Source organism: Butyrivibrio sp. MC2013, from assembly GCF_000424585.1.
Classification (GTDB): domain Bacteria; phylum Bacillota; class Clostridia; order Lachnospirales; family Lachnospiraceae; genus Butyrivibrio.
The window spans coordinates 1-24,143 of sequence record NZ_AUKE01000024.1 but is presented as its reverse complement, the minus strand read 5'-3'; the positions used below and the strand labels follow the sequence as shown (position 1 = coordinate 24,143).

At 40.8% G+C, this 24,143-nt stretch carries 24 protein-coding genes; 18 read left to right on the top strand and 6 right to left on the bottom strand.

The features are described 5' to 3' along the window. Positions 1-38 precede the first annotated feature (38 nt). Positions 39-515 carry an NUDIX hydrolase gene (locus G636_RS0112150; RefSeq protein ID WP_026508268.1) on the top strand — a complete coding sequence of 159 codons (477 nt, stop codon included), beginning with the start codon at positions 39-41 and terminating at the stop codon, positions 513-515. Positions 516-610: 95 nt separating this feature from the next. Continuing rightward, positions 611-2,095, top strand: coding sequence for an L-fucose/L-arabinose isomerase family protein (locus tag G636_RS0112145; RefSeq protein WP_026508267.1), 1,485 nt, complete (start codon positions 611-613; stop codon positions 2,093-2,095). A gap of 91 nt (positions 2,096-2,186) precedes the next feature. Here the strand turns inward: G636_RS0112145 and G636_RS0112140 are convergent, their stop codons facing one another. Then, on the bottom strand, positions 2,187-3,188 hold the full coding sequence (locus tag G636_RS0112140; protein WP_026508266.1) for a hypothetical protein: 1,002 nt from the start codon (positions 3,186-3,188) through the stop codon (positions 2,187-2,189). Between the two features lie 414 nt (positions 3,189-3,602). After that, a complete protein-coding gene (locus G636_RS0112135; RefSeq protein WP_026508265.1) occupies positions 3,603-4,412 on the bottom strand; it encodes a YlmH/Sll1252 family protein in 810 nt (269 codons plus the stop codon). 106 nt (positions 4,413-4,518) lie between these two features. Here G636_RS0112135 and G636_RS0112130 point away from each other — a divergent pair, with 106 nt between their 5' ends. The 3 genes from G636_RS0112130 (at position 4,519) to fliB (ending at position 7,822) form a co-directional block, all read left to right on the top strand. Then, positions 4,519-5,901, top strand: coding sequence for a TrkH family potassium uptake protein (locus G636_RS0112130; protein WP_035779641.1), 1,383 nt, complete (start codon positions 4,519-4,521; stop codon positions 5,899-5,901). Between the two features lie 32 nt (positions 5,902-5,933). Continuing rightward, complete coding sequence (locus G636_RS0112125; protein WP_035779640.1) at positions 5,934-6,581, top strand: potassium channel family protein; 648 nt, start codon at positions 5,934-5,936, stop codon at positions 6,579-6,581. Between the two features lie 89 nt (positions 6,582-6,670). After that, the gene (gene fliB / locus G636_RS0112120) at positions 6,671-7,822 is read left to right on the top strand and encodes a flagellin lysine-N-methylase (RefSeq protein WP_026508262.1); all 1,152 of its coding nucleotides are present in this window, start codon (positions 6,671-6,673) and stop codon (positions 7,820-7,822) included. A gap of 67 nt (positions 7,823-7,889) precedes the next feature. Here the strand turns inward: fliB and nrdG are convergent, their stop codons facing one another. The 3 genes from nrdG to G636_RS0112105 form a co-directional block, all read right to left on the bottom strand. Beyond that, positions 7,890-8,411 carry an anaerobic ribonucleoside-triphosphate reductase activating protein gene (gene nrdG / locus G636_RS0112115; protein ID WP_026508261.1) on the bottom strand — a complete coding sequence of 174 codons (522 nt, stop codon included), beginning with the start codon at positions 8,409-8,411 and terminating at the stop codon, positions 7,890-7,892. A gap of 136 nt (positions 8,412-8,547) precedes the next feature. Further along, on the bottom strand, positions 8,548-9,795 hold the full coding sequence (locus G636_RS0112110) for an adenosylhomocysteinase (protein ID WP_026508260.1): 1,248 nt from the start codon (positions 9,793-9,795) through the stop codon (positions 8,548-8,550). Positions 9,796-10,049: 254 nt separating this feature from the next. After that, complete coding sequence (locus G636_RS0112105; RefSeq protein WP_026508259.1) at positions 10,050-11,327, bottom strand: amidohydrolase; 1,278 nt, start codon at positions 11,325-11,327, stop codon at positions 10,050-10,052. A 217-nt stretch (positions 11,328-11,544) separates the two neighbouring features. On the opposite strand from G636_RS0112105, the gene G636_RS0112100 reads away from it, so the two are divergent. From G636_RS0112100 to G636_RS20360, 5 genes are all read left to right on the top strand, one after another. Beyond that, positions 11,545-12,825 carry a glycoside hydrolase family 28 protein gene (locus G636_RS0112100; RefSeq protein ID WP_026508258.1) on the top strand — a complete coding sequence of 427 codons (1,281 nt, stop codon included), beginning with the start codon at positions 11,545-11,547 and terminating at the stop codon, positions 12,823-12,825. Positions 12,826-12,905: 80 nt separating this feature from the next. Continuing rightward, positions 12,906-13,955 (top strand): hypothetical protein, encoded by a 1,050-nt coding sequence (locus tag G636_RS0112095; RefSeq protein ID WP_026508257.1) that lies wholly within the window; start codon positions 12,906-12,908, stop codon positions 13,953-13,955. A 44-nt stretch (positions 13,956-13,999) separates the two neighbouring features. Further along, positions 14,000-15,007 (top strand): GNAT family N-acetyltransferase, encoded by a 1,008-nt coding sequence (locus G636_RS19695; RefSeq protein ID WP_051226972.1) that lies wholly within the window; start codon positions 14,000-14,002, stop codon positions 15,005-15,007. A gap of 45 nt (positions 15,008-15,052) precedes the next feature. Continuing rightward, positions 15,053-15,448 carry a hypothetical protein gene (locus tag G636_RS19690; protein WP_051226969.1) on the top strand — a complete coding sequence of 132 codons (396 nt, stop codon included), beginning with the start codon at positions 15,053-15,055 and terminating at the stop codon, positions 15,446-15,448. A gap of 359 nt (positions 15,449-15,807) precedes the next feature. Beyond that, positions 15,808-15,966: a hypothetical protein gene (locus G636_RS20360; protein ID WP_155832392.1), complete on the top strand. Its 159-nt coding sequence runs from the start codon at positions 15,808-15,810 to the stop codon at positions 15,964-15,966. Between the two features lie 41 nt (positions 15,967-16,007). Here the strand turns inward: G636_RS20360 and G636_RS0112070 are convergent, their stop codons facing one another. After that, positions 16,008-17,900: a helix-turn-helix domain-containing protein gene (locus G636_RS0112070; RefSeq protein WP_026508255.1), complete on the bottom strand. Its 1,893-nt coding sequence runs from the start codon at positions 17,898-17,900 to the stop codon at positions 16,008-16,010. Between the two features lie 161 nt (positions 17,901-18,061). On the opposite strand from G636_RS0112070, the gene G636_RS20355 reads away from it, so the two are divergent. The 8 genes from G636_RS20355 to G636_RS0112030 all read left to right on the top strand — a co-directional run bounded on the left by G636_RS20355 (position 18,062) and on the right by G636_RS0112030 (position 24,042). Continuing rightward, positions 18,062-18,223 (top strand): hypothetical protein, encoded by a 162-nt coding sequence (locus G636_RS20355; protein ID WP_155832391.1) that lies wholly within the window; start codon positions 18,062-18,064, stop codon positions 18,221-18,223. Continuing rightward, positions 18,201-18,407 carry a hypothetical protein gene (locus tag G636_RS0112060; protein WP_026508254.1) on the top strand — a complete coding sequence of 69 codons (207 nt, stop codon included), beginning with the start codon at positions 18,201-18,203 and terminating at the stop codon, positions 18,405-18,407. The genes G636_RS20355 and G636_RS0112060 overlap by 23 nt, the downstream gene beginning before the upstream one ends. A 12-nt stretch (positions 18,408-18,419) precedes the next feature. Beyond that, a complete protein-coding gene (locus tag G636_RS20350) occupies positions 18,420-18,578 on the top strand; it encodes a hypothetical protein (protein WP_155832389.1) in 159 nt (52 codons plus the stop codon). A 67-nt stretch (positions 18,579-18,645) separates the two neighbouring features. Then, a complete protein-coding gene (locus G636_RS0112050) occupies positions 18,646-20,496 on the top strand; it encodes a YcaO-like family protein (RefSeq protein ID WP_026508253.1) in 1,851 nt (616 codons plus the stop codon). A 241-nt stretch (positions 20,497-20,737) separates the two neighbouring features. Next, complete coding sequence (locus tag G636_RS0112045) at positions 20,738-21,589, top strand: ABC transporter ATP-binding protein (RefSeq protein WP_026508252.1); 852 nt, start codon at positions 20,738-20,740, stop codon at positions 21,587-21,589. After that, entirely contained in the window at positions 21,586-22,281 is a 696-nt protein-coding gene (locus G636_RS0112040; RefSeq protein WP_026508251.1) for an ABC transporter permease, read from the top strand. Before G636_RS0112045 ends, G636_RS0112040 begins: the two co-directional genes overlap by 4 nt. A 72-nt stretch (positions 22,282-22,353) precedes the next feature. Continuing rightward, a complete protein-coding gene (locus tag G636_RS0112035) occupies positions 22,354-23,418 on the top strand; it encodes a site-2 protease family protein (protein ID WP_026508250.1) in 1,065 nt (354 codons plus the stop codon). A 351-nt stretch (positions 23,419-23,769) separates the two neighbouring features. Further along, complete coding sequence (locus G636_RS0112030; protein ID WP_026508249.1) at positions 23,770-24,042, top strand: hypothetical protein; 273 nt, start codon at positions 23,770-23,772, stop codon at positions 24,040-24,042. The last annotated feature ends 101 nt before the right edge of the window (positions 24,043-24,143 follow it).

Here is a 24,143-nt window from a genome sequence, read left to right as displayed (position 1 = left end):
ATAAAATCGTAATGAAATATTTTTATCAAAGGGATAATATGAAACAAACACCATGCTCGCTTACAACTTTATGTTATATAGATGACGGCAAAAGATTTCTTATGATGAACCGCAATAAGAAAAAAAGAGACGTAAACAGTGGAAAGTGGATCGGGGTGGGCGGACACTTTGAAGATGGCGAAGACCCGGTAGATTGTCTTCTTAGAGAAGTGCATGAAGAGACAGGTCTAAAGCTCCTTGGCTACAATTTCAGAGGGATAGTGACCTTTGTCTACGATGATAACATCCCTGAGTATATGCATCTTTTTACTGCTGATTCGTATGAAGGCGAGATAGGAAGCTGTGATGAAGGAGACCTTGAATGGATAGATAAGAATGATATTTTTGACCTGGAGCTTTGGGAAGGTGATAAAATATTTCTAAAAAGACTGGTTGATGATACTGATAAGGGGATGATATTCCTAAAGCTAAGATATGATAAAGAGGGTAATCTATTGGAGGCAATAGAGCATTAGGCTTACTGACTTACAGGGCCGTGACGGAAAAGCGGCATACGCAGTGAACATGGCACAAAAGGAGTGCTTATTTTATACAAGTAGGAGGAAGAAGGATGAACAACATACCCACCATCAAGCTTGGAATTGTCGCTGTATCAAGAGATTGTTTTCCTGCGTCACTGGCAGAGAACAGGAGAAAAGCTCTGGTAGAGGCCTATGCCAAAAAATATGACAAGGCGGACATCTACGAGTGCCCTGTCACCATCATCGAGAGCGAGACCGATATGGTAAATGCTCTTGAGGATGTAAAGAAGAATGGCTGCAATGCCCTTTGTGTATATCTGGGCAACTTTGGACCTGAGATAGCAGAGACGCTGCTGGCAAAGCATTTTGAGGGACCCAAGATGTTCTGCGCTGCTGCCGAAGAGTCCCAGGAAGACCTTATGGACGGCAGAGGAGATGCGTATTGTGGTATGCTCAATGCTTCCTACAACCTGGCTCTTAGAAATGTTAAGGCTTATATTCCTGAGTTTCCTGTGGGTAATGCTGAGGAATGCGCAGATATGATCCATGACTTTCTGCCCATAGCAAGAGTAGCAGAGGGCCTGGCTGGTCTCAAGATCATATCCTTTGGTCCCAGGCCTGCCAACTTTATGGCATGTAATGCTCCTATCAAGCAGCTCTTTAATCTGGGCGTGGAGATCGAGGAAGAGTCTGAGCTGGATCTCTTTGAAGCCTTTACAAAGCATGAGGGCGATGAGAGGATCCCGGATGTGATGGCAGATATGGCTGATGAGATGAACCTGAAGGGCAAAGAGCCTGATTTCCTAAGGAAACTTGCCCAGTATGAGCTCACACTCCTTGACTGGGTACGTGATCACCGCGGCTATCGCAAATATGTGACACTTACCACCAAGTGCTGGCCTGCATTCCAGGATATGTTCCACTTTGTACCCTGCTATGTCAACAGCCGCATGATGAGAAAGGGAATACCGGTATCCTGTGAGGTTGATATCTACGGAACCTTGTCAGAATATATAGGCCTGTGCATTAGCGGAAGCGAAGTCACACTTCTGGATATCAACAATTCCGTGCCTCATGATATGTATGATGAGTCCATTAAGGGTAAATTTGATTACAAGTTTACAGATACCTTTATGGGCTTCCACTGCGGCAATACCTGCTCCAATCTTATGGGCGGCGCACATCTCTCCTTCCAGAGGATCATGGCTCGTACCCATCCCCAGGATTGGTGCGACGGTACTATCGAAGGCGATATCAATCCCGGCAAGATCACCTTCTACAGACTTCAGTCTGCAGCAGATAACAAGCTTCGTGCTTATGCAGCAGAGGGCGAGGTACTGCCTGTTGCTACCAGAAGCTTTGGCAGTATAGGTGTATTTGCCATCCATGAGATGGGACGCTTTTATCGCTATGGCCTTATAGGCAGGAACTTCCCTCATCACGGCGCAGTCATGTTTGGACACTACGGAAGGCTTCTTTATGAAGCTCTAAAGTATATTGGAGTGGATCCCCGGGAGATTGGCTACAATCAGCCCGAGGGAGTCAGATACCCGGATGAAAATCCCTTTGCCTGAATCTGCTTATAGGCTATTATCCTGTTAATAGCAATTAATTAGCGCTGCTTTCAGAGGAAAAAAGCTTCTGAAAGCAGCGCTATTATTTTCTTTATAGCAGTCCGTCCTGCTCCAGCATGGAACGCATCACACTGATATCTGCGCTGACATCCATTTTGGTGTCACTCATCATCTCAGTGTGGAGATTGGTAAGAGCTGTATTGAGCATACGAACCGAGTTTTCGATCTCGTTTTTGATATTGGCGGCAGTAGATATGTTTAATCCTCTGCTGTAGAGATCGTGATAGGTAGCAAGAAGATTTAAGAGCTCCGGCAGATAATAGGAATTGATCTTGCGCATTTTGCTGTACTGCTCGGGGTTTTGCTTTACAGATATATAGAGCTGGGTCAGGGTATTAGTGATATTATTTAGTTCGTTGGTGATACCCACTTCCGGCAGCTCTTTGTTATATCTGTTTATCTCACTTACAAAGCCCATACCTTCATTAAAGACTGCCATGGCCTCCTGGGCAATGGGATCATCGGTATCCAGCTTTTCATTTGACAGCTCTACATAGCTGGCATCCACAGCATTCTGAGTCAGATATACCTTGTCTTTGTCTTCGGAAAAGTACTCGTTCATGAGAAGGCCGCAGAGCCTCATCTTATCCAGCATCTCATTTACTTTGGGAAGGCTGTCCCCGGAAGCTTCAGAGAGCCAGGATACTGAGAAGCTCTCGGCATCGCCTATAAGGCCTGCATATTCCTTGTACTTATTGATCAGCCTTCTGGTCTCAAACCATCCTGAGATGCTGCCTGTAAGTGACCGTCCGCTTTGAGAAGCCTTGATCAGAAGTATTATGATTATGATGGGTAGGAGATGGATCACTCCGCTTGTTCCTATGATAATAGCTATGAAAAAGAGGGGCACGAACTTGCGTCCCAGCTTTAGTTTTAAGATGTAAAGGAAGTTGCTGAGGCGGTCATTTTCAATTAGGGTCTTTAGATTATACTTATGCTGGGTAAAAGGGGTATCAGGGAGCTGTCTCATCAGCTCCTGATATCTGGCATTTGGACTGTCCGGATGATAGTTATTAAAATCATTATTACTCATATAGGCACCTGTAGGATCCTGCTGACATGCTTAGAAATGCACGGATGCATTTCTATGTCATATACATGGATGTATTCTGACATGCTTAGAAATGCACGGATGCATTTCTATGTCATGATATCAGCAGTATTTGTGATAGTGTTATTGATAATACTATAATAGCGCAGTAACAACTATTATTTAATGCTGCATTAAGCAAGATAGCATGTTAAATATATATAAAATAATCAAGATAACCCACCACCTTTAGGTGGTGGGAATATCTTGATTACGGGTGCGGGGTTATAAGCCCCGTACCCGTAGAACTGCGTCAGCAGTGATTTTATAACGAGCAAAAAGCGAAGCGTTTGCGAGTTTAACATTCCCGGAAAAATACCAAGAATACTGATTAATATCATATAAGTATCATAGTGTTTAGTCGTAAATATTCACAGCTATGGCCAGTCTTCCTTTCCTGGAATTGCCGGTTTGCCCTATAAATCTGAACTTTCCATGGCCTCTTACACTGACTCTGCTGCCTTCCTTAAGGTCGTAGCCCGGGCTTACTGCTGTCACTCCGTCTACAAATACCAGCTCTCTTGATACCAGCTCCTGAGCAGCGCTTCTGGACATATGATATACAAAGGCCAGTATGGCATCCAGTCTCAGGGATGCTACAAAGCCGTTTACTTCCTTAAATGAGGGCCTGATATCACACATAGAGGGCGGAACTATCGTGGCCTTTACCGTTGTATGCTTTATCCTGGTAAGCTCGGCTGCTATTGTCTCTTCCATGTCCTTCATGACGAATATATAGGCAAGAGAAGAATCCTTGCTGCAGAGGATATCGCCTATCCTGGATCTCTCTATCCCCATATTCATCAGTGCTCCCAGATAGTCTCTGTGGCCCAGCTCATCTGCAAATTTCTCATTTACAGCTTCCACTTTGATACAGCCAAGGATAGAGCCGTTTTCATTTTCCGAAGCTATGAGCTCCCTTTCAGTCATATAGGAGGGAAGAAAGCACATGATGCGCCTTTCGGCATCCTCGTAGCCGCCTATAAAGCAGTATCTGACACCGTTAAAAGTCTGAAACTGCACAGAGCCCCCGTTTTTCCTCACGGTCTCAAGGGCGACCTGGCATTCTGAAAGCGACAAAAAGTCGCTGTGGGTTGTATAGTCATTTTGATAAGCGCGGGCTGCCAGATCCTTGACATGCCCTGCGATGATTGCATTATTGTCCATATTGAGTATTGTAGCATATGCAGGGCGGCTTGTAATTTTTGACATCAATATTATTATGAATGTAAGATTATTTTATTGATATACGAATAATATATACGGGGGATCCATGTTTAAAACTGATAAGATCAAAGGTATCAGACTGACTCCGGTTCAGGTCATTCCTGCCAGCTTTCTGATCACTATCATCATAGGAGCATTATTGCTGATGCTGCCCTTTTCTTCAAGAACGGGGGAGGTGACTCCTTTTGTCACAGCTCTTTTTACTGCTACCACTTCGGTCTGCGTAACGGGACTGGTTGTAGTAGATACTTATCTCCACTGGAGCTTTATCGGCCAGGTCATCATACTAATCCTGGCCCAGATAGGCGGACTGGGAATGATAGCCATTGCCGCCAGTCTGATGGTCCTGACCGGCAGGAAGTTCTCGCTTTCAGACAGGTTGCTCCTCCAGGATGCATTTAACCTGAATACCAGTTCCAGACTCTTGTCATTTCTGGGCAGAGTACTGAAGGGAACTCTCCTTGTAGAGGCTATAGGTGCAATTCTCTATGCCATACGTTTCGTTCCTCAATATGGCATCCCAAAAGGCATCTGGTGCGCTATATTTAATTCAGTATCAGCTTTTTGCAACGCGGGCATGGATGTTCTGGGCCCTAACAGTCTGGCTGACTACAAGGATGATCCCCTGGTGCTGTCAGTGACCATGATTCTCATAATCATGGGTGGTATAGGATTTGTAGTCTGGTTCGATCTGATGGAAAAAGTTAAAGAGGGCCTGCGAAAGAGCTTTACTCCTTCCGTGATATGGGGGCGGCTGTCGGAGCATAGCAGGCTCGTTATCTCATTTACTCTTGCCCTTATAATAGGCGGCGCGATCTATTTTATGATAACGGAGTATCATAATCCTGCAACCATAGGAGCTATGCCTTTTGGATCCAAGCTGCTAAACAGTCTCTTTGAATCCGTTACCCTCAGGACTGCAGGATTTGCAACTTTCCCTCAGGAGGGATTAAATTTCGCCTCATGTCTTATAGCTTATATCATGATGATCATAGGAGGTTCTCCTGTTGGTACGGCGGGCGGTATTAAGACCGTTACCTTCTTCCTCCTTCTCATGAACGTTCGTTCCTACGTCAGTCACAGGGATGAAAACGTCATATTTAAGCGCAGCGTATCTGAAGAGTCCATGAGAAAGGCAGCAGCAGTTGCGGTTGTCAGTCTGGGAGCAGTCATGCTCATGTCTATACTTCTTTTACTGGTAAATCCTGTAGCTATGGAGGATGCACTCTTTGAAGTGGTGAGCGCCTGTGGAACAGTAGGACTGACAAGGGGGCTGACGGGGAGCCTTAATATATACGGCAGGATAGTGATAATCATCTCAATGTTTCTGGGCAGGATAGGACCTATATCACTGGTAGCTATCTTTTCAAGGAACAGATCGGATGCCAACAGGATAAAATATTCTGAAGGCACTTTCTATGTAGGATAAGAGACTAAAAAGGCCAAAGACGGAGGATAGATATGGCAAAGAATTCAATAGCAATACTGGGACTGGGCAGGTATGGATGCAGTCTGGCTACAACAATGTACGAAATGGGAGAAGATGTCTTGGTAGTTGATAAAGACGAGATGGTCATAAGGGACATGTCTTCTAAAGTTACAATGGCAGTATGCGCCAATCTGGACAATGAAGATGAAGTCATGGCTCTGGGCCTTCAAAATATGGATATAGTTATCACCTGCATGGGCAGTAATCTCTCTGCCAGCATACTCTGCATATCCATAGCCAAGGAAAAGAACGTACCGGTAGTCATTGCCAAGGCGTCCACTGACAGGATGAAAAAGATTCTAAAAAGAGTTGGCGCAGATAAGATCATCTGTCCCGAAGAAGAGGGCGGCATACGATCTGCCAGGATACTGACTTCTAAATACATCCATGACTTTTTTGAAATAGATGAGAACCTCTGTATGATAGAAATCCAGCCCAGAAAAGAATGGATAGGCCATGACCTGGTAGAACTGGATCTTAGAAGAAAATACAATATGAATGTAGCCGCAATGAAGAAAAAAGGCGGCAAATGGACCTATGTAGATCCGAACAGGAAAATTAAAGAAGATACACTTCTGATGGCTATAATAGAAATAGATAAGATCAGCCAGTGGAAATGATCATAGAATGATAGTTTAAAATATAGATATTAGAAAATTAGATAATTGATCTGAGATAGTTTTTAAATGGGAATATCGGAGACAAACGGGTGAAGATTTACAGCAATGAACTATATCTTGAATATAAGTGCCTTGCCGGAGACTGCCCTGAGACCTGCTGCAGCGGCTGGCGGATCATCGTGGATGATGAGACCAAAGAAAGATATATGCACAAGAAGGGCTTTGGCGGCTTTGCCCTGCGTGCCGGTCTGTCCGGGCCTGATGACAACTATTTCAACTATGATGCAGGCAGCTGTATATTCCACGATCTAAAGGGACTGTGCAGGATCCAAAAGAAGTTTGGCACAGAGTATATGCCTGAGATATGCAGGAGATTTCCCAGGGAAGTGCGTAACTACGGCTCTTTTGCCATAGAGAATACAGATCTGTCCTGTATAGGCCAGAGCCTGATGCTGCTAAAAAGGGAGAAAAGGCCTGAAATGATCCTGAGAGATGGAGAATGCGAGGGAGCTGCTCGCGGCTCCAACGAAGACCCTCAGTTTGCCAGGATCATCCTTGATTCCTGGAAGGAATTTATGGACATGACAAAGCTCTCCCCGGGTGACATGACATCATATAAGGCTTTGGACCTGATACTAAAGACCATGCTGTTCTGGTGCATATATGCCCAGGAAGCAGTGCTGTCTCATAGTGAAATGAAACTGGTAAGAGAAGAGAACATGCCCCTGGCCTTTTACAGGAAATATGCTGCTTCTGATCCTGATCCTGACAGGCTCTATCTGCCTATGCCCATCATGGCACTAAACCGCATCATCAATACAGATATAGATATGGAAGATGAGAGGATCCTATCCAGGATCAACAGGGCTATTGAATGGTATCACAGAAAATATGACCTGAAAACTGAGATAGAAGGCCAGCGGCTATGGCTGAAGAATGTGGAAGAATTTTTTAAAGAGGACCCCTTCCGGATGGAAGCGATCCTCAGATATCTCTTGTATTATTTTCAGCAGTGTTATCCTGAAAACTATGAGAATTATAGCTTTGTCCACTTTGCAGTGACTGGGATCATGCATGTGAACACAGTACTCTTTCTCTGGAACAACTATGCCAGAAAAAAGCAGCTCACAGTAGAAGTCATGGCTGACCTTATCACCGCCTATGAGAGAGGTGTGTGTCACAATAATGCCATCCAAAGAGAAATGTATGACATAGTATGCGATTATCTGCCTATTGGATGAAATGATAAAGCATTGAGAATAGTTTATGCACCTTCAGGTTAACTATATCTCAAGGCTTTGCATTTGCTCAGTAGTCTGCAAGGACAATCTGCCCGGCAGCTCTTGTGGCATTAAGGTCTATGATCCTCTGATTTCTGGAGCCTCTAAAGCGTAGGGAAATATCCTTTTCCGACAACATAAATCTGCCGTCTACCAGTATATCTGTGCTATTTAGGATCTCATCGGTCACATCGGTATATTTGCGGCCTCCCGGTATTAAATCCTTATCAAGGCTAAAGCCTGTATAGATCCAGATGTTCTTTGTGGGGAGCTCCTTTTTGATCCTGCGGATCAGCCCTATGAGTACCTGCTGATTCTCAGGCTCCATGGGTTCGCCTCCCAGGAGTGTGATACCGTTATAATGGGGCTGGCCCAGTTCATCTATTATGGACTGCTCCATCTCAGGAGTATATTCCATTCCGAAATTAAAATCCCATGTTTCAGGCTGAAAACAGCCTTCGCAGTGGTTGGTGCAGCCTGATACAAAGACTGACAGTCTGATACCTGCGCCGTTTGCAACGTCTACCTTGATGATCTGACCTACGTGCATAGCTTCATATCCTTTCAATATTCTTAAAACAAATTGCTAGCTTCCCATGGATAAGGGGAGATCGGAAGTATTATAAAACTGCCTGCTGCATATTGGGCTTGGCAGCAGGCAGATATAGTCCTAATCTTTAATGGGATCAAAGTCCTGACTCGTTTAGGTATTTCTCCTGTTCGGGAGTCAGCTTGTCAATCTTCTTGCCCATAAAGGCCAGCTTCTTGACAGCAACCTCTCTGTCTACATCTTCAGGCACATCAATAAGCATGTCTGTGATCTCATCTCTGTGCTCTACCAGATACTTGCCACTAAGAGCCTGGATGGCAAAGGACATATCCATGATCTCAGCAGGGTGTCCATCGCCGCAGGCCAGGTTTACAAGCCTGCCTTCTCCCAGAACATAGATGACTCTGCCATTTGGAAGCTTGTAGCCGATGATATTGTTTCTCATAGGCTGGGTATCTGTTGCGATCTTTCTAAGACCTGCCATATCAATCTCGCAGTCAAAGTGGCCTGCATTGCAGAGGATGGCGCCTTCCTTCATCTTCATGAAGTCTTCTTCGTCGATGACCTTGTCACAGCCTGTAACTGTCACAAAGAAATCACCAACTTCTGCAGCCTCTGCCATAGGCATTACGTCAAAGCCGTCCATTACAGCTTCAATAGCCTTAACAGGATCGATCTCTGTTACGATGACCCTTGCTCCCAGACCCTTTGCTCTCATGGCAACGCCCTTACCGCACCAGCCATAGCCTGCTACAACTACTATCTTGCCTGCTACGATCAGGTTGGTGGTACGATTGATGCCATCCCATACTGACTGGCCTGTGCCATAGCGGTTATCAAAGAAATGCTTCATCATGGCATTATTAACTCTTACCATGGGGAACTTAAGCTTACCTTCTTTATTCATAGCTTCCAGACGGATGATACCAGTGGTGGTCTCTTCGCAGCCGCCGATCACTCCGGGGATCAGGTCCCTGAGCTCTGTATGCATCATATGTACCAGGTCTCCGCCGTCATCTATGATCACGTTGGGACCGGGGGTCAGTACAGCTCTTATGTGGGAGAGGTATTCTTCCTCGCTGGCTCCGTGCCATGCGTGTACTTCCAGGCCTTCATGTACCAGGGCTGCTGCTACGTCATCCTGTGTGGAGAGGGGATTGGAGCCTGTTACATACATCTTAGCACCGCCTGCAGCCAGTGTCAGGCACAGATACGCGGTCTTAGCCTCCAGATGTACTGAGAGAGCGATCTTTTGACCCTTAAAGGGCTTTGTCTTCTCAAATTCATCATGGAGCATGGACAGGAGCGGACAGTTGCGCCTTACCCATTCTATTTTTCTAAGTCCTGACTCTGCCAGGTTGATATCTCTGATCTCACTTGCCATTAGTTCTTCTCCTTAATTGATTAATCTATTCACACTAATAATATGTAAATGCTGTTATTGCCAGCTAAGATAAATAGCTGCTGATAAAGGCCGTTTATCTAATGGGGTTAAACTCGCAAACGCTTCGCTTTTTGCTCGTTATAAAATCACTGCTGACGCAGTTCTACGGGTACGGAGCTTATAACCCCGCACCCGTAATCAAGATATTCCCACCACCTAAAGGTGGTGGGTTATCTTGATTATTTTATATATTATTAAAGCCCCAGCCTCTCACATATCCTTCTCACATTATAATACACTTTTTCTTCATCGATAGTCTTTAGCTCTCTATTCTCCATGACGATCTGACCATCTATGATAACAGTATCTGTTTCACTTCCGTCTGCGGAGTAGCTCAGTCCTGCAATGGGATTATTAACAGGCATCATAGAAGGAGTATTCAGATCCAGCAGGGCCAGATCAGCCTTCCTGCCTTCCTCTATAGCTCCTGTGTCAAGACCCAGGGCCCTGGCGCCGTTTATGGTAGCCATGTCAAAGGCTTCACCTGCGCTTATGCACAAAGGAGTCTTGTGAGTACCCTTGTGGATCAGGGACAGGAGCCTGAGCTCATGGAAGAGGTTCTGGGAGTTATTGGACGCAGCGCCGTCTGTGCCCAGGCAGACATTGATGCCCTTTGCCATCATCTCCGGAACAGGTGCAATGCCGTTGCCCAGCTTCATATTGGAAGCTGGATTGGTTACAACAGAGACGTTTGTCTTTGCTAGCAGGTCCATGTCAGATTCTGTGAGGTTCACGCAGTGTGCTGCAATGGTCCTGGAATCAAATACTCCTGCTTTAAAGGCATATTCAATGGGAGTGCAGCCATGATCCTTCATGATATTCTCGGATTCAGTCAGGGACTCTGCCAGATGGATGTGGATGCCCATGCCCCGCTCTCTGGCAATATCGGCCACCATCCTGAGATATTCGGGTCCGCAGCTATAAGGAGCGTGAGGTCCCAGGAAATATGTGAGCCTGTCGCAGTCCTTTATATATTCCATATCCTCATAGGTCTCTTTGAGGCGCCTGTCATCCAGGTCGTAGTCGGACCCCACAAGGCCTCTGCAGATCACAGCTCTCATACCGGACTCTTTAACCGCTCTTGTGGTCTGGCGGATATGCATCTGCTGGTCGTTAAAGCAGGTGGTGCCGGACTTTATCATCTCCATCTGTCCAAGGAGTGAACCCCAGTATGCATCCTCACTTTCCATCTTGCTTTCAATTGGGTCGATGGTATTAAAGAGCCAGTCTGCAAAAGACAGATCGTCTGCGCAGTTGCGCATAAAGGACATGTATGTATGGGTGTGGGCATTGATAAGTCCCGGGATCAGGAGCTTGTCCTTGCCATCTATGACCTTGTCAGCAACAAAATCCTCAGGGACATTCCCAACGTGAGCTATAGTGCTGCCGCTTATGGCAACGCTTGTCATCTCGGCCTTTGGCCCCTTATCTCCGGGCAGCAGTGCCAGGACATCTTTGATCAGTATATTCATGCTCTTCCTTTCTCTTTTAGGACTAATGATTTAAAGTTAAGACTTCTTGAAAGTAAGTGAACTCTAACATAGTTTCTTCATAAAGAATAAACGCTTTAAGCCACGGGTGTCAAATAGGGGGTACTGATGGTAGAATATATGTATATGTTGATAGATCAATCTTCAGAAACACGCATTTTCAAGAATATATAGATAAAATTCTTATGGAGGATGCCCCATGTCAGATATCATTGATCCAAGAAGCTTTGGTGCTAAAGGTAATGGTAGGACAGATGATACCGAAGCTCTGCAAAAAGCTATAGATGCGGCTGCAGCCGCAAGAGGGACCTTGAGGATAGAAGAGGGGACTTATGTGACAGGCTCTCTTTTTCTGGGAAGCCATATGACTCTGGAGCTGGCCAGGGGAGCTGTGCTGCTGGGAAGCTCCAATGAGGCCAGGTATGTGGTCATAGATACTCGTGTGGCCGGCATAGAGATGCCCTGGCCTGCTGCTATCATCAATGCTATCGGAGTATCAAATGTCAGGATCTGCGGAGAGGGCATGATAGACGGCAATGGTCCTGTATGGTGGACCAGATACTGGGGAGTAGACAGGCACGGCGGCATGAGGGCTGACTATGTAGCCAGGAATATGAGATGGTGCCTGGACTACGACTGCAGAAGGATCAGGACCATGCTGATCCAGAACTGCGAAAACGTGGAGATCAGCGGCATCGACTGTATCAGGAGCGGCTTCTGGACTATTCAGATGACTTATTGCAACAATGTCCATGTGGATAGCGTGAAGGTCCATGAAAATGAAGGCACTTCCACTGACGGTATAGTAGTGGACTCATGCTCCGGTGTGGTAATAGAGCGCTGCTTTATAGACTGCAACGATGATGATATCGCCATTAAGTCGGGAAGAGACTGGGATGGCCTCAGAGTAGGCAGGATATCTGAGAATGTCCAGATCCAGAACTGCGAGATCAGACGAGGCTTTGGTATCACTCTGGGTAGTGAGACCAGTGGCGGCATCAGAAATATCAATATCAGAGATATTACCTTTAAGGGCACTCAGAACGCCTTTAGGGTAAAATCCTCTCACACCAGAGGCGGTGTTGTAGAGCGAGTACAGGTATCAAATCTCAGGGCATTGAATGTGGGTACCCTGTTTAACTTTGACCTGAACTGGTATCCTTCATACAACAAGGCTGTCCTTCCCGAGGAGTACAAGGGTAAGCCCATTCCTGCCCATTGGGAAAAGCTCCTTACCTTTGTGCCTGTAGAGGTGGGTATACCTGTAGTAAAGAATATATTCGTACACGATATCAGGGCTGACTTTACCTCTAACTATGAAGGCAGCAGCCAGATTTTCTATATCAATGCCTATCCCGGCCGCCCCATCAAAGACGTGGTCTTTAAGAATATGGAGATCAGAGCCCGTGAATACGGCGTGATCAGTGATGTCAGGGGATGGACCTTTGATAATCTGAAGCTGGAGCTATGCTCGGAATGAGCCACGAGCCCGGAAGCGGAGAAAAAGGCAGGTTAAAAGAATATTCGCATGCATTATGTTTTAAGGAGTGACCCTGAAGAATGGACATAAATGATATAGTCAGACTTTTTTCTGAAAAGACTCCGGATAATATTGATATAAAAAATACCAGTCACGGAGACGATGATTTTAGAGAAACATTACTGGTGGATTTTGGTGAGGAAAAGATTGCGATCAAGCTCGCTGCAAATGGTTTTACAGATGAAAAGCATCTTGTTTTGTGGGAAAGGATAGCTAAAGAATACCGTGATCTAGGATATTATTGCCCGCAGTATATTCGATCACTGGATGGCACATTCCCTACGATTGTATATAAAGACAGGGATTGTGTGGTATGGGGGGAGGAGTTTTCAAAATATAAATCTGCAGAAGAACTGATAAACACCACGTTTTCAGATAGCAAGCTTCTTACGGACGGATGGTATTCTTTTCTTGAGGAAGCCATGATCATGGACGCCAAGGTCGCGGCGTGCAATTTTGACTATACGGATCTGCCTTCGGCGTATTGCATGTTTGAGACATTTGACCCGGGGGATAAATGTGATGAGACGACAGAAGATGCTGAAAAATGGCTGAATCTTGCCAAAAAGCTTCCGGAAAAATATAAAAACCGGGTTGAACGGATATGGAATAACTGGCTTATTGCAAGAGAGGAACTGGAAAAGATATATCACAAGCTCCCGACATCGGTGTTTCAGGCAGATATAAACTATACTAATGTCCTTTTGGATGATGACGGACATTTTAAGGGAGTGTATGATTTCAACATATGTGGAAGGGATGTGTTTATCAACTATCTGCTTCGCCAGGCGCCGTATGTTTCAACTGATGATACATACAGCAATATAGGAGAGGATGATAACTTTCTGAAGCGTGTGGTTCATGCACTTGATATAGTAAAGAAGGTTTATTCGTTTTCGGATCTGGAAAAGAAAGCGGCAGCACTGCTCTATAAATGTATCAGGCCTTTGTGGTGGCGTGCTTCTATAGAACTTGAGGAAGCCGGTACGGATGATGCAAAGATCTGCCGACACTTAGAAGCGGTTGAGTTTGAGCAAATAAGAGAAATTGATTTTTCGGAGCATATGTGAGTCAAAATGAAACGTCCCCATTGACTCTAGATAGTAGAGGGAAAATGACAGAAGAGCAGTTATGGACAGAGTTTTGTAAAAAAAGTGGAATAGATAAAAATACAGAATATGATGTGAGGTCATTTGGAGATGACTTTAAAACTGCGGATATATTAGCAGACCTTGTTGTAAACGGTATTAAATTTGGCGAGGCAAGAACTTGTGATAATTATATTTCCAAAGATGCACATTATAAGCTTCCCCAGCAAGGAGATTATAGCGTGGTTATAGCTGGAAACGGAGAAGCTGTATGTGTGATTCGGGATTATGATGTTTACATATGCCCTTTTAGGGAAGTGCCTCATTTTCACGCATATTCAGAAGGTGAAGGAGACAGGTCTCTTGTATATTGGAGAAATGTCCACAGAAAAGCTTTTGCTGAATGTGGGAGAAGAACTGGCATTCCATTTTCTGCTGAATCACTTGTTGTATGTGAAAAATTCTCTGTTGAGTATTTACCCCAAAACAGTTTAATAAATTCTGGTGAAGAGCTTTTGTTTGTTGAAGCAACGTTTGATTATGCAGATGAAATTGCTGCATATAGACGGGAAATGATTGATGCGGATTCTGAATTTGATGGATGCTTTTCCTTGAAACGTATGCCGAATATAAAAGAGTATGCTGACTATTGTATTGGTTGGGCGAATCCTGCAAGAGAAACAGATGAACGAGGTGCTAGGGGTACTGTTATTTTGTGTATAAGAAAAAAAGACATGAAAATGGTGGGCTGTTTGCAGGTACACCATGAACTGAATGAAAAAATGGCAAACTATACCGGTCACGTTGGTTACTCTGTACGCCCTTCGGAACGCCGGAAAGGTTATGCTACACGGATGCTTGCCAAGGCAAAAGATTATCTATCTTCATTTGGTTTCCAGGAGATAACCGTGAGCTGCATGCCAGGTAATGAGGCTAGCAGACGAACTATTAAGGCAAATGGAGGGGAGTACATGGAAACAGTTTACCTTAAAGACGATGATATTGACTTAGAAAGATACAGAATAGCTTTGTGACTCACATGGATAATCGTATAACCGCAAGTGGGGAAAATTATAAATATGGATATAGAAAAGACAAAAGAATACTATATAAACTATCAAAGAGAGGATACGTGCCAATGTGATTATTGCCAGAATCTCATTGATGAGATAAGAGAAACATATCCTGAGTTGGCATTGTATCTTGATTCTATAGGTGTTGATATAGAAAGACCATTTGAGGCATCATTGCCTTTTGAATACCAAAAAGGAACCTGGGATTTTCCTTTTATTCAGTATCTTGTAGTTGGTAATGCAGATGATTTCCAAGAAACAATAATAAACAATGTTACAGTTGATATCTGCACATGCCATCCTGAAGCAAAATACAAGGGCAAGCATTTTATAATTGAGCTTGGACCAGTATTTGTAAAGATTTTGAAAGATAAGTATGGTTTCGATGACGAGCAGTGTTAGGAATAAAAAAGGAAGGTCTTTTTTTATGCGGATAAAATAGTCTCCTGCAAAGCAGTTGCATTGCTTTATAAATGTATCAGGCCTTTGTGGTGGCGTGCTTCTATAGAACTTGAGGAAGCCGGTACGGATGATGCAAAGATCTGCCGGCACTTAGATGCGGTTGAGTTTGAGCAAATAAGAGAAATTGATTTTTCGGAGCATATGTGAGTCAAAATGAAACGTCCCCATTGACTCCAGAGTGATTTTAATCAGTTATTGCTTTTTCCATTTACTTGGGTTCACTTTCTTTTGGGAGCTGATATATAATCTGAAACTGTAACATATAGATATGATAAGCAGAAGTAGGAGATTTTTGTGGTATGAGAAAAATGAACATTGTAAAAACGACAATTCTTGCAACTGTTATGGCGATGGAGTTGCTTATAAGCAGCGCTGCAGCAAGACCCGAAGTCAATGAATCAATGGGGGATGAGAATATAGGAAGTTCTATTGAAAATGTATTATTTGATGAGAAATAATTGACCTAAATAGAGGATATCGCAATTGCGGTATCCTCTATTTAGACTTTGACATGGAATTGTTCTTTGATTTCTGAAATGAGATAATTCTTTCTGCTTTCAAGCCCGATTAGTTTAAAGTAGCCAGCGGCAATTCTTGCATGTTTTATCATCAGATCATAATTGTTGATTTCGCCAAGAGCCTGAGATGAATAGAAATAAAAATCTGAGGCGCTTCCAGAGCTCTTTAAGAGGAATTCGTTGTCCAGTAAATCAAGCTCATTAATAATTTGCCTATATTCGCCAATGTTATATAAATACCTAAAGCGGAGCTTATATGAGGAAAACATAGTAATAACTTGATAGCCAGGTGTCACAAAGTGTTTTTGTGAATAGCTAAGAAGTGCATCATTTATCTTTTTAGCTTCATCAAATTTATTTGATTTAATATATTTCAAACAGATTCCATTCAATAGAGATATTTCAATCCAGGAAAGATTCTTGCTGCCAATAGTATTAATACTGTAATCTGGAATTGAGATTTTTAGCCCTTCGTTCAACGCGGCGCACTCGTCTTCAGAATAAAGATGCTTGCTGTTTTCAAAGAGTATACACAACTGTTTTATTGCAGGATTGTTTGAGTTCATTCCTGAATTGATTATGTTAGCGTATTCCTCTGTATACAACTCTTCTTTATGATTCATGCTCAATAAGCGATTTTTCTTTTGCCAATAATCCGACTCTGTCGTATTACCATAGAATATAAAATCTCTTTCAGAATAACCAAGTCTGTTTAGGAGTGCTTCGGCAAGATGAATTCCGGGGGCTTGAGTACTATTTTCGATTTTAGATAGTTTTGACGCGCTACAAAGTCCGTTGCTTAATTCATTTAGAGATAAATGCTGTTCTTTTCTTAACGAATAGATGAGGCGGCCTAAAGTAAGTGCTTTATCATCATTATAATCAATAACCCCATCTGAAAGCGAATCCATCGGATAAGTAAAATCATAATCAGGAAGAAGTACGGGGCTTGGATCTTCGACTTGAAGATATTCTTTGGGAACATTTAATTCTTTTAGCCTCTTTTTGAGCCTGGTAACGTAGCTGCATCCGAGATAAGAAGCCAATGAAAGCAAGTAGAGAAGATCGTTATTGATTGAAGATTTATCAATACAACAATCAATTAGAATGCTAAGGAATAAAATTTCCAGACGGAATGTCTCAATATAGTATTCTTCGGAAAAATGCATAGCAAGAGTTACCTGCTCTTTTGCCTCTGCATATTTACCCAATTCAAAATACAATCTGGAGCTGGTGAAGCAAGTAAGCATTTGGAGATAGGCGGTATATTTGTCATTGACAACATGCCTATTAAGGTTTTTGCATATTTCATTACATAGTGACTGGGCTTCTGGTATTTTATTAGAGCTGATATATATATTGGCAATGAGAATTAGTATTTCATTGTCAACGTAAGATAAGAAAATATCGCTAAAATCAGAAAAGTCCAGTTCATTATGACTAATATGTATGGCAGTATTTAGAATATCAAGAAGGTATGAATAATTTGTTTCACCATTAAGGTATTTTATACGAGCTAAGAGGAATAATGCCTCTTGATAATAAAGCCGATTTTCTCCATAGGAGCAAAGTTTTAATTTGATAAGCTCATCATATGCTGATTTAAAGCAATACTTATCGGCATATAGTCTGGCATTTTTTAAATACATATAAGCATCAAAATCTGAGCGATCCTTAAATATTGGCATCTTTTCAGATGAACTGCCAGCCTTTTTCATGAGAGCTTGAAAGGTTGAAGCGCTTACTCCTAGCTTACCCGTTTCAATATTGCACATTGAGGCCAAGGAACAAATACCCTCAGATAACTGTTCCTGTGTAAGTCCTGCCCTGAGACGAGCTTCTTTGATAATCGAACCTGCATTTCTTATACCCATGGGTTGTCATTCTCCCAAATGTCATAATTGACTAAGATAATATCACAAATGAAGGCTATAAGCTAGAGAATTAAACTAAATGGAAAAAAATTTTCCATTTAGTGGGGTTCATCTGAGGAGAGGGATAAGGTTAAATATATCAAAGAAAGGAGGTATATCTTATGAATGAATTAAATACGTCTTGTATGACAGATGATGAAATACTATCAGTAATTGATGTGGGAGTTACTTGTGAAGGCAATAGCTCTGTGAATGATGCTGCGAGTGCAGCTACAGGAGCGGCAGCGGGGTATGCTGCTTATGCTGGAGCAGCAGCAATTTAATGAGGGAGAAAAGCTTATGATTGAGAGTATGTTTGGGAAATTATTAACGGATGATGATATATCTTGTATAGATGAAGAAACGTATAAGATTGTTGTAGAAGATAAAAATAATGTAAATGATGCATCTGGAGCAGCTGCTGGAGCGGCTCCGGCTGGGGCCATGGCATTTATGGCAGCTGCTTAAAAAGGGGGTTATATGTCAACTATTGGTGAAACAATGCTTTCTGATGAAGAAATAAATTCTATAAATGATGAAACTGTAATCAATGAGTATGAAGGCGACGTTACTTCGCCAGCTTCAGGAGCGGCTGCTGGGGCCGGGGCTGGTGCAGCTGCTGGTGCAGCAATGGTATAAAAAATGAAGCATCTAGGTGCTCAAGGCGTTACTATGTCTTTGGTACTTGGCGGCTTTTGGAGGAAGCATGGAAAGTTATCAGCAAAAAATGCATTATAAGGAAAAAACTCCACAGGCTACAGTACATATGTTGAAGCAAATTTTAGCAGAACATGGTATTGAGACTGAGGAAGAGTGGCAAGATGAAAGTAGTATTAGTACATTTACTGTTCGAGTTACTTTGAAGGGAACTGATATAGGCGCTAATGGCAAAGGTATATCTAGAGATTATTCTTTGGCAAGTGGATATGCTGAATTTTTTGAAAGATATCAGAATAATATGTTGGCGCAGTCAGTTCCAACAAAAGAAAAGCTTGAAAACTTATGGGGATTTACTGATGGTAAATCTATGACTGCCGAAGAGATACTTGATCAAAATAGTGCTTTTATGGAGATGTATTTTAATAAACGCGGAATGAACAAAGCTTCATATTCTGAGCGAGTAGAAGCTTTTAGGACCGTAAATAAGGATGAATACAATATTACAGGAAGTCATGAGCGCTATTTAACAGTACCATTTTATAATACTTTTAAGAAGAAAGTAGAGTATATCCCCAAAAATATTAGCGCTTTATATTATGGCAGTAATGGAATGAGTGCTGGAAATACAATAGAAGAAGCAATAGTACAGGGATTATCGGAAATAATAGAAAGATATGTCCAGAAGAGACTGTTTTTAGAAAAACCCACATTGCCTGATATACCTGATAATTATATAAGGAAATATCCTTACGTATATGAAATGTGGCATAAATTAAAATCGAGCAATGATGATAAATATGTATTCATGCTAAAAGATTGTTCTTTTGGAGGTATATATCCAGTAGCAGCTTTGTTCATAGTTGAAAAAAACACAGGAAGATATGGTGTGAAATTAGGATGCCATCCTGATTATGGAATAGCTATGGAAAGAACCTTTACAGAAGCGACACAGGGGCAGGATATATTTGAGTACACTAGTAGAAGTAAATTGGATTTTTATAATCGTTACGTAGAGGATTCTGATAACATAACCAATTCCTATAAACTGGGGTTGGGGCAGTTTCCATATCAGTTGTTTGGAGCCTGCGCGTCATTTGAATTTAAACCTGTTAAAGATGTGGCATGCATGTCTAACAAAGAACTTGCTCAAAACTGGATAATGGAATTGAATAAAGCTGGACATGAGGTCTGCATTAGGAATGTGTCTTACTTTGGTTTTTCTTCAGTGCATATTCTGATACCAGGAATGTCAGAGATGCAAGAAATTGATGATAAACGGTTAAGGGCTTATAATACTAGATCGTACGCATCATATCTGCTCAATAATGTAGAAAAGATTGATAAATCGAATACGAAGTATTTGATTGGGGCTTTGGGATATTTTATGAAAGCTTCAATGGAGAACACATTGGAAGTTTACTATTTGCATATGGAGAATCCAAAGGTGCCTTGTAGGGAGTTTTATGCAGATTCGCTCTATCTTATGGCTATGTGTCATATTATTGAAGAAGATTATATGAATGCATATAAGAAGATGGAACTTGTTGAAGAACGTGCGCAGATATATTGTAACTCCTCTGAAGAGAAAGAATTAATTCACGCGATTAAACTATATTGTGCGGCGATGGATCAGTTAAAAAACTTTGATGATGCTATATCTTATTTGAATGTTTTTTTTGACGAAAAAATATGTAGGTATATAGAGAATACATTTAAAAATCCATCCGATGTCATTATTAAACAATATCCATCTTCAGATGAGCTGGCATTATTGCGTAATAATGAAGGGTACAAGAGTTATTCTCATTTTATTGACGAGTATATAAAAGTTCAAGGGCAGGTAAATATTAATCAGCAAAGTATAGGTGAAGTCTTGGAATTAGAAGAAGCATCATGATGTTTACGATAATTATACTACTCTTTGTATGATTAAAGTACATTTTTGTATCAATTAAATAATCGAAACTATAATTGATGACAGGCTGTCGCCAACTAATAGACTTTTTGGTAAATAGGTTCTATGGTTGGCGATATATATATTTGTGAACATAATTGATTTTGCTTGTAATAATAAAAATAAAGATAGTGCCCTCATGAAAGGATAACTCTAAAGGCACTATTGCAAAGGAGAATTTTAATTGAAGGAAGATGTAATTTGTCTAAGTAGAATAACCAAGACGTATGATGGGAAAAATGTGTTAAATGATATAAGTTTAAAAATAAAGAAGAATGAAATATTTGGACTACTAGGACCATCAGGCGCAGGAAAAACCACGATTGTAAGACTATTAACTGGTCAGATTAATGCTGATAGTGGAAGTGCTGAAGTATTTGAAGAGAATACTTCTGGTTTAACAAGTTCTGATAAAAGAAAAATTGGAATTGTAATGGATAATTATGGTGTGTATGAACGACTGTCTTGTAAGGATAATTTGGAGCTGTTTGCTCGTATATATAACATTGACCCTCAAAGAATAGATTTTGTTTTGAAAAAAGTAGGTTTAGCTGGAGAATCCAAAAAAGCTGCAGGAAAGCTTTCTAAGGGGATGCGTCAAAGGTTAATCTTGGGAAGAGCTATTTTGCACGAACCCGAACTCCTATTTTTGGATGAGCCTACAAGTGGTTTGGATCCGGTGACGTCTTCACATATACATGATTTACTTTTTGAGCTCAGAGAGAATGGAACAACTATTTTTTTGACAACACATAATATGAATGAAGCAACTAAGATGTGTGACAATATTGCTCTATTGAACTGTGGGAAGATCATTGAATATGGAAATCCTAAAGAAATATGTTCGAGATACAACACAGATTTTTCAGTTACAGTAAAAACAATAGATGGAAAGGTCTTGTGCCTTAAAAAGGATTCTGAAAACTGGAAAAAACTTGTTGAAGTAATTGTGAACAAAGATATACTGTCAATACATTCCAACGAACCCAATTTAGAGGATGTTTTTTTGCAAGTTACTGGCAGGGGGCTTGAATGAATATATCATTAATAAACGTTAGGGCAATCTTTATTAAAGAGTGCAAGGATGCCATAAAAAACAAATCCATTATATTTATGCTTGTAATGTTTCCTGTTTTTACATATTTATTTTATGAAATAGTGGATAAGGAAACTATCGCCTATGTATTGCCTAATTTCATTACAATGCATTTAATAATGTCTCCTATATTGTGTATGGCATCTATTCTTGGAGAGGAGAAGGAAAAAGGGACTCTAAGGGTATTGTTATATGCAAATGTTACTTCGCTTGAATATGTTGTGGGGATAGGTATTTTTGTACTGGGCATTATATGGAGTTCATCACTGTTGTATATTCCGGTTTTGCGTTTTGATATAAATCAATTATTATTGTTTTTGGGTGTGTCTTTTTGGGTTTCGCTTTGTTCTATGATAATTGGTGCGGTAATAGGTACGATAGTCAAAAATCAAATAAGTGTCGGGCCCTATGCTGCTCCGGTAGCCATTGCTTTGGGGATGATGCCTATGTTGGCAATGATTAATGGTTCTGTGATGAAAGTGTCTCGTTTTTTTTACTCTCAAATAGTGTTTAATATTGTGAGTAATCCTGATTATCATTTAACGAAAGTAGATATTATAGTAAGTCTTATCAATTTATCTAGTATGTTGGTGATTTTTGCTATATCGTATAGAAAAAACGATGTTTTATAAATTAAGCCATTGGTATATAAATAATAAAATAATATAACATCAGTATATAAAGATAGGAATTGATAAGTAAAAATGAACGGATTACCGAGAAAAAAGAGAAGTATAGAACTTGTCCATAAAGGCAATTCTAAATGTGTAATATTTGATACATCAATCAAGTATTCATATGTGGTAGGTATCAATGAGTGCGATATTCTGTTCATGCTTAATGGTCAAACTTCAGTAAGAACTATAGCTAAAAGGCTAAAATTAACTGAAGAATATATTGTTGATTTGATAAAAGTATTTGAAAGCAAGCAATTGTTAGAAGATAATGATGAAGGACGACAATTTAAATTTAAATTGAATTCTGTATATATAACTTTATTAAAAACTCGAGAGTCCACACTCTGCTCTTTCAATATGAGTATTATCGATAGAATCATTGATTTGATAACTATTTTTAGCGCCGCAGCCTGCGCATTATTGTTTCTCTCGGGTGGTTTTAGACACATATTATTAATTGATTTGCATACTTCTGGTGCGGATTTTTTTATTGCTTTCATATTGGTTTTTATTACTATTATTTTCCACGAATTATCTCATTCTATAGCTGCAAAATCATTAGGCGCATTTGTTGTAGAATATGGCATTGTTATTTCATATGGAATTCCATATTTTTATACATCTATTTGTGGTATGAAACTATTGCCAGTAAAGGCTCGAATTAAAATATATTCTGCTGGAATTAGAGCTGATATGATATTCATGAATTTGGCGCTATTGATATACGCAGTATTATTTAACTGTAATTCTGCGGTTGTTTTATTATTTGTTTTATTAGAGTATTGTTCAATTTGTATGAATGCAGTGGCTTTTGTGAAATCCGATGGAAAATGTGTTTTCAAAGAATTAGTTAATTTGTCAGGTTATAGTTCTTTATTAGTCAAAATGTATTCATTATTTAAGACCCCTGTAGTTCTATGCTTGGTTATTACATTTGGATATAGTATGATAAATATTCCTGAAATCAATAAAATGAGGAATATTGCCATGATATTAAAATCATATCCAATTATTATTTGTTTGTCTTTGATGGCTTTGTTAAGCTTGTTTTTTTATCTGTATTTGTTTGTAAAAAATTACAGTATCAACTGATATTAGGGGTGAAAAGTTTTCAACAGAAGACCTAGAGAATTTTGTTGATGATTTTCATCATAAGATTTTGATCGATGATAACATTTTTGACAGAGATTACTATATTAGTTTTTATGCGAATAAGTATCTAGGTGGAAACTATGAATAGGAATAATGTCTCTTGATAATAATGTCGATTTTCTACATAAGAGTTTGTAAGGTTGAAGCACTTATTCCTAGTTTCCCTGTTTCATTATTGTATATTGAGGCCAAGGAACAAATACCTTCAGATAACTGTTACTGTGTTAGTTCTGCCCTGAGGAGAGGGACAAAGATGAACTGGGAAACGCATTTGCTTACAATCCTTCAGACGTGATAATTTATGGATTTGACGGAAAGCAGTATTATATCAGTGAGGATAAGGATGTAAATGCAATCATTGATACTTTGAATGATTGTTCATATAGAAAAATGCCAGAAGAAGAGTATGTTGAAGGTTTATATTTGATGGATTTTGTTTATGAAAATATAACTGTTTCTGTTGGAGTTGATAATACGCATCTTGCATATAATGGTGATCAATATAGTGTTTCTGATGATTCGCTGGATGAGGTTGTCGCTATTATTCAAAAGTATTTGGAATAAACATCTGCTGAAGTGAAAAGTTAAATTCCACTTCAAAAACGTCATTCTGAAAAGTGGAAGTTACTCTTTCAGAAAGGCGTTTTTTCTTTGGCATAGTTCCC

What these genes read in the sequence shown, in the direction of transcription:
- G636_RS0112150 (WP_026508268.1), top strand. Translation starts at nt 39, where the DNA reads ATGAAACAAACACCATGCTCGCTTACAACTTTATGTTATATAGATGAC.
- G636_RS0112145 (WP_026508267.1), top strand. Translation starts at nt 611, where the DNA reads ATGAACAACATACCCACCATCAAGCTTGGAATTGTCGCTGTATCAAGA.
- G636_RS0112140 (WP_026508266.1), bottom strand. Translation starts at nt 3,188, where the DNA reads ATGAGTAATAATGATTTTAATAACTATCATCCGGACAGTCCAAATGCC.
- G636_RS0112135 (WP_026508265.1), bottom strand. Translation starts at nt 4,412, where the DNA reads ATGGACAATAATGCAATCATCGCAGGGCATGTCAAGGATCTGGCAGCC.
- G636_RS0112130 (WP_035779641.1), top strand. Translation starts at nt 4,519, where the DNA reads ATGTTTAAAACTGATAAGATCAAAGGTATCAGACTGACTCCGGTTCAG.
- G636_RS0112125 (WP_035779640.1), top strand. Translation starts at nt 5,934, where the DNA reads ATGGCAAAGAATTCAATAGCAATACTGGGACTGGGCAGGTATGGATGC.
- nrdG (WP_026508261.1), bottom strand. Translation starts at nt 8,411, where the DNA reads ATGCACGTAGGTCAGATCATCAAGGTAGACGTTGCAAACGGCGCAGGT.
- G636_RS0112110 (WP_026508260.1), bottom strand. Translation starts at nt 9,795, where the DNA reads ATGGCAAGTGAGATCAGAGATATCAACCTGGCAGAGTCAGGACTTAGA.
- G636_RS0112105 (WP_026508259.1), bottom strand. Translation starts at nt 11,327, where the DNA reads ATGAATATACTGATCAAAGATGTCCTGGCACTGCTGCCCGGAGATAAG.
- G636_RS0112100 (WP_026508258.1), top strand. Translation starts at nt 11,545, where the DNA reads ATGTCAGATATCATTGATCCAAGAAGCTTTGGTGCTAAAGGTAATGGT.
- G636_RS0112095 (WP_026508257.1), top strand. Translation starts at nt 12,906, where the DNA reads ATGGACATAAATGATATAGTCAGACTTTTTTCTGAAAAGACTCCGGAT.
- G636_RS19695 (WP_051226972.1), top strand. Translation starts at nt 14,000, where the DNA reads ATGACAGAAGAGCAGTTATGGACAGAGTTTTGTAAAAAAAGTGGAATA.
- G636_RS19690 (WP_051226969.1), top strand. Translation starts at nt 15,053, where the DNA reads ATGGATATAGAAAAGACAAAAGAATACTATATAAACTATCAAAGAGAG.
- G636_RS20360 (WP_155832392.1), top strand. Translation starts at nt 15,808, where the DNA reads ATGAGAAAAATGAACATTGTAAAAACGACAATTCTTGCAACTGTTATG.
- G636_RS0112070 (WP_026508255.1), bottom strand. Translation starts at nt 17,900, where the DNA reads ATGGGTATAAGAAATGCAGGTTCGATTATCAAAGAAGCTCGTCTCAGG.
- G636_RS20355 (WP_155832391.1), top strand. Translation starts at nt 18,062, where the DNA reads ATGAATGAATTAAATACGTCTTGTATGACAGATGATGAAATACTATCA.
- G636_RS0112060 (WP_026508254.1), top strand. Translation starts at nt 18,201, where the DNA reads ATGCTGGAGCAGCAGCAATTTAATGAGGGAGAAAAGCTTATGATTGAG.
- G636_RS20350 (WP_155832389.1), top strand. Translation starts at nt 18,420, where the DNA reads ATGTCAACTATTGGTGAAACAATGCTTTCTGATGAAGAAATAAATTCT.
- G636_RS0112050 (WP_026508253.1), top strand. Translation starts at nt 18,646, where the DNA reads ATGGAAAGTTATCAGCAAAAAATGCATTATAAGGAAAAAACTCCACAG.
- G636_RS0112040 (WP_026508251.1), top strand. Translation starts at nt 21,586, where the DNA reads ATGAATATATCATTAATAAACGTTAGGGCAATCTTTATTAAAGAGTGC.
- G636_RS0112035 (WP_026508250.1), top strand. Translation starts at nt 22,354, where the DNA reads ATGAACGGATTACCGAGAAAAAAGAGAAGTATAGAACTTGTCCATAAA.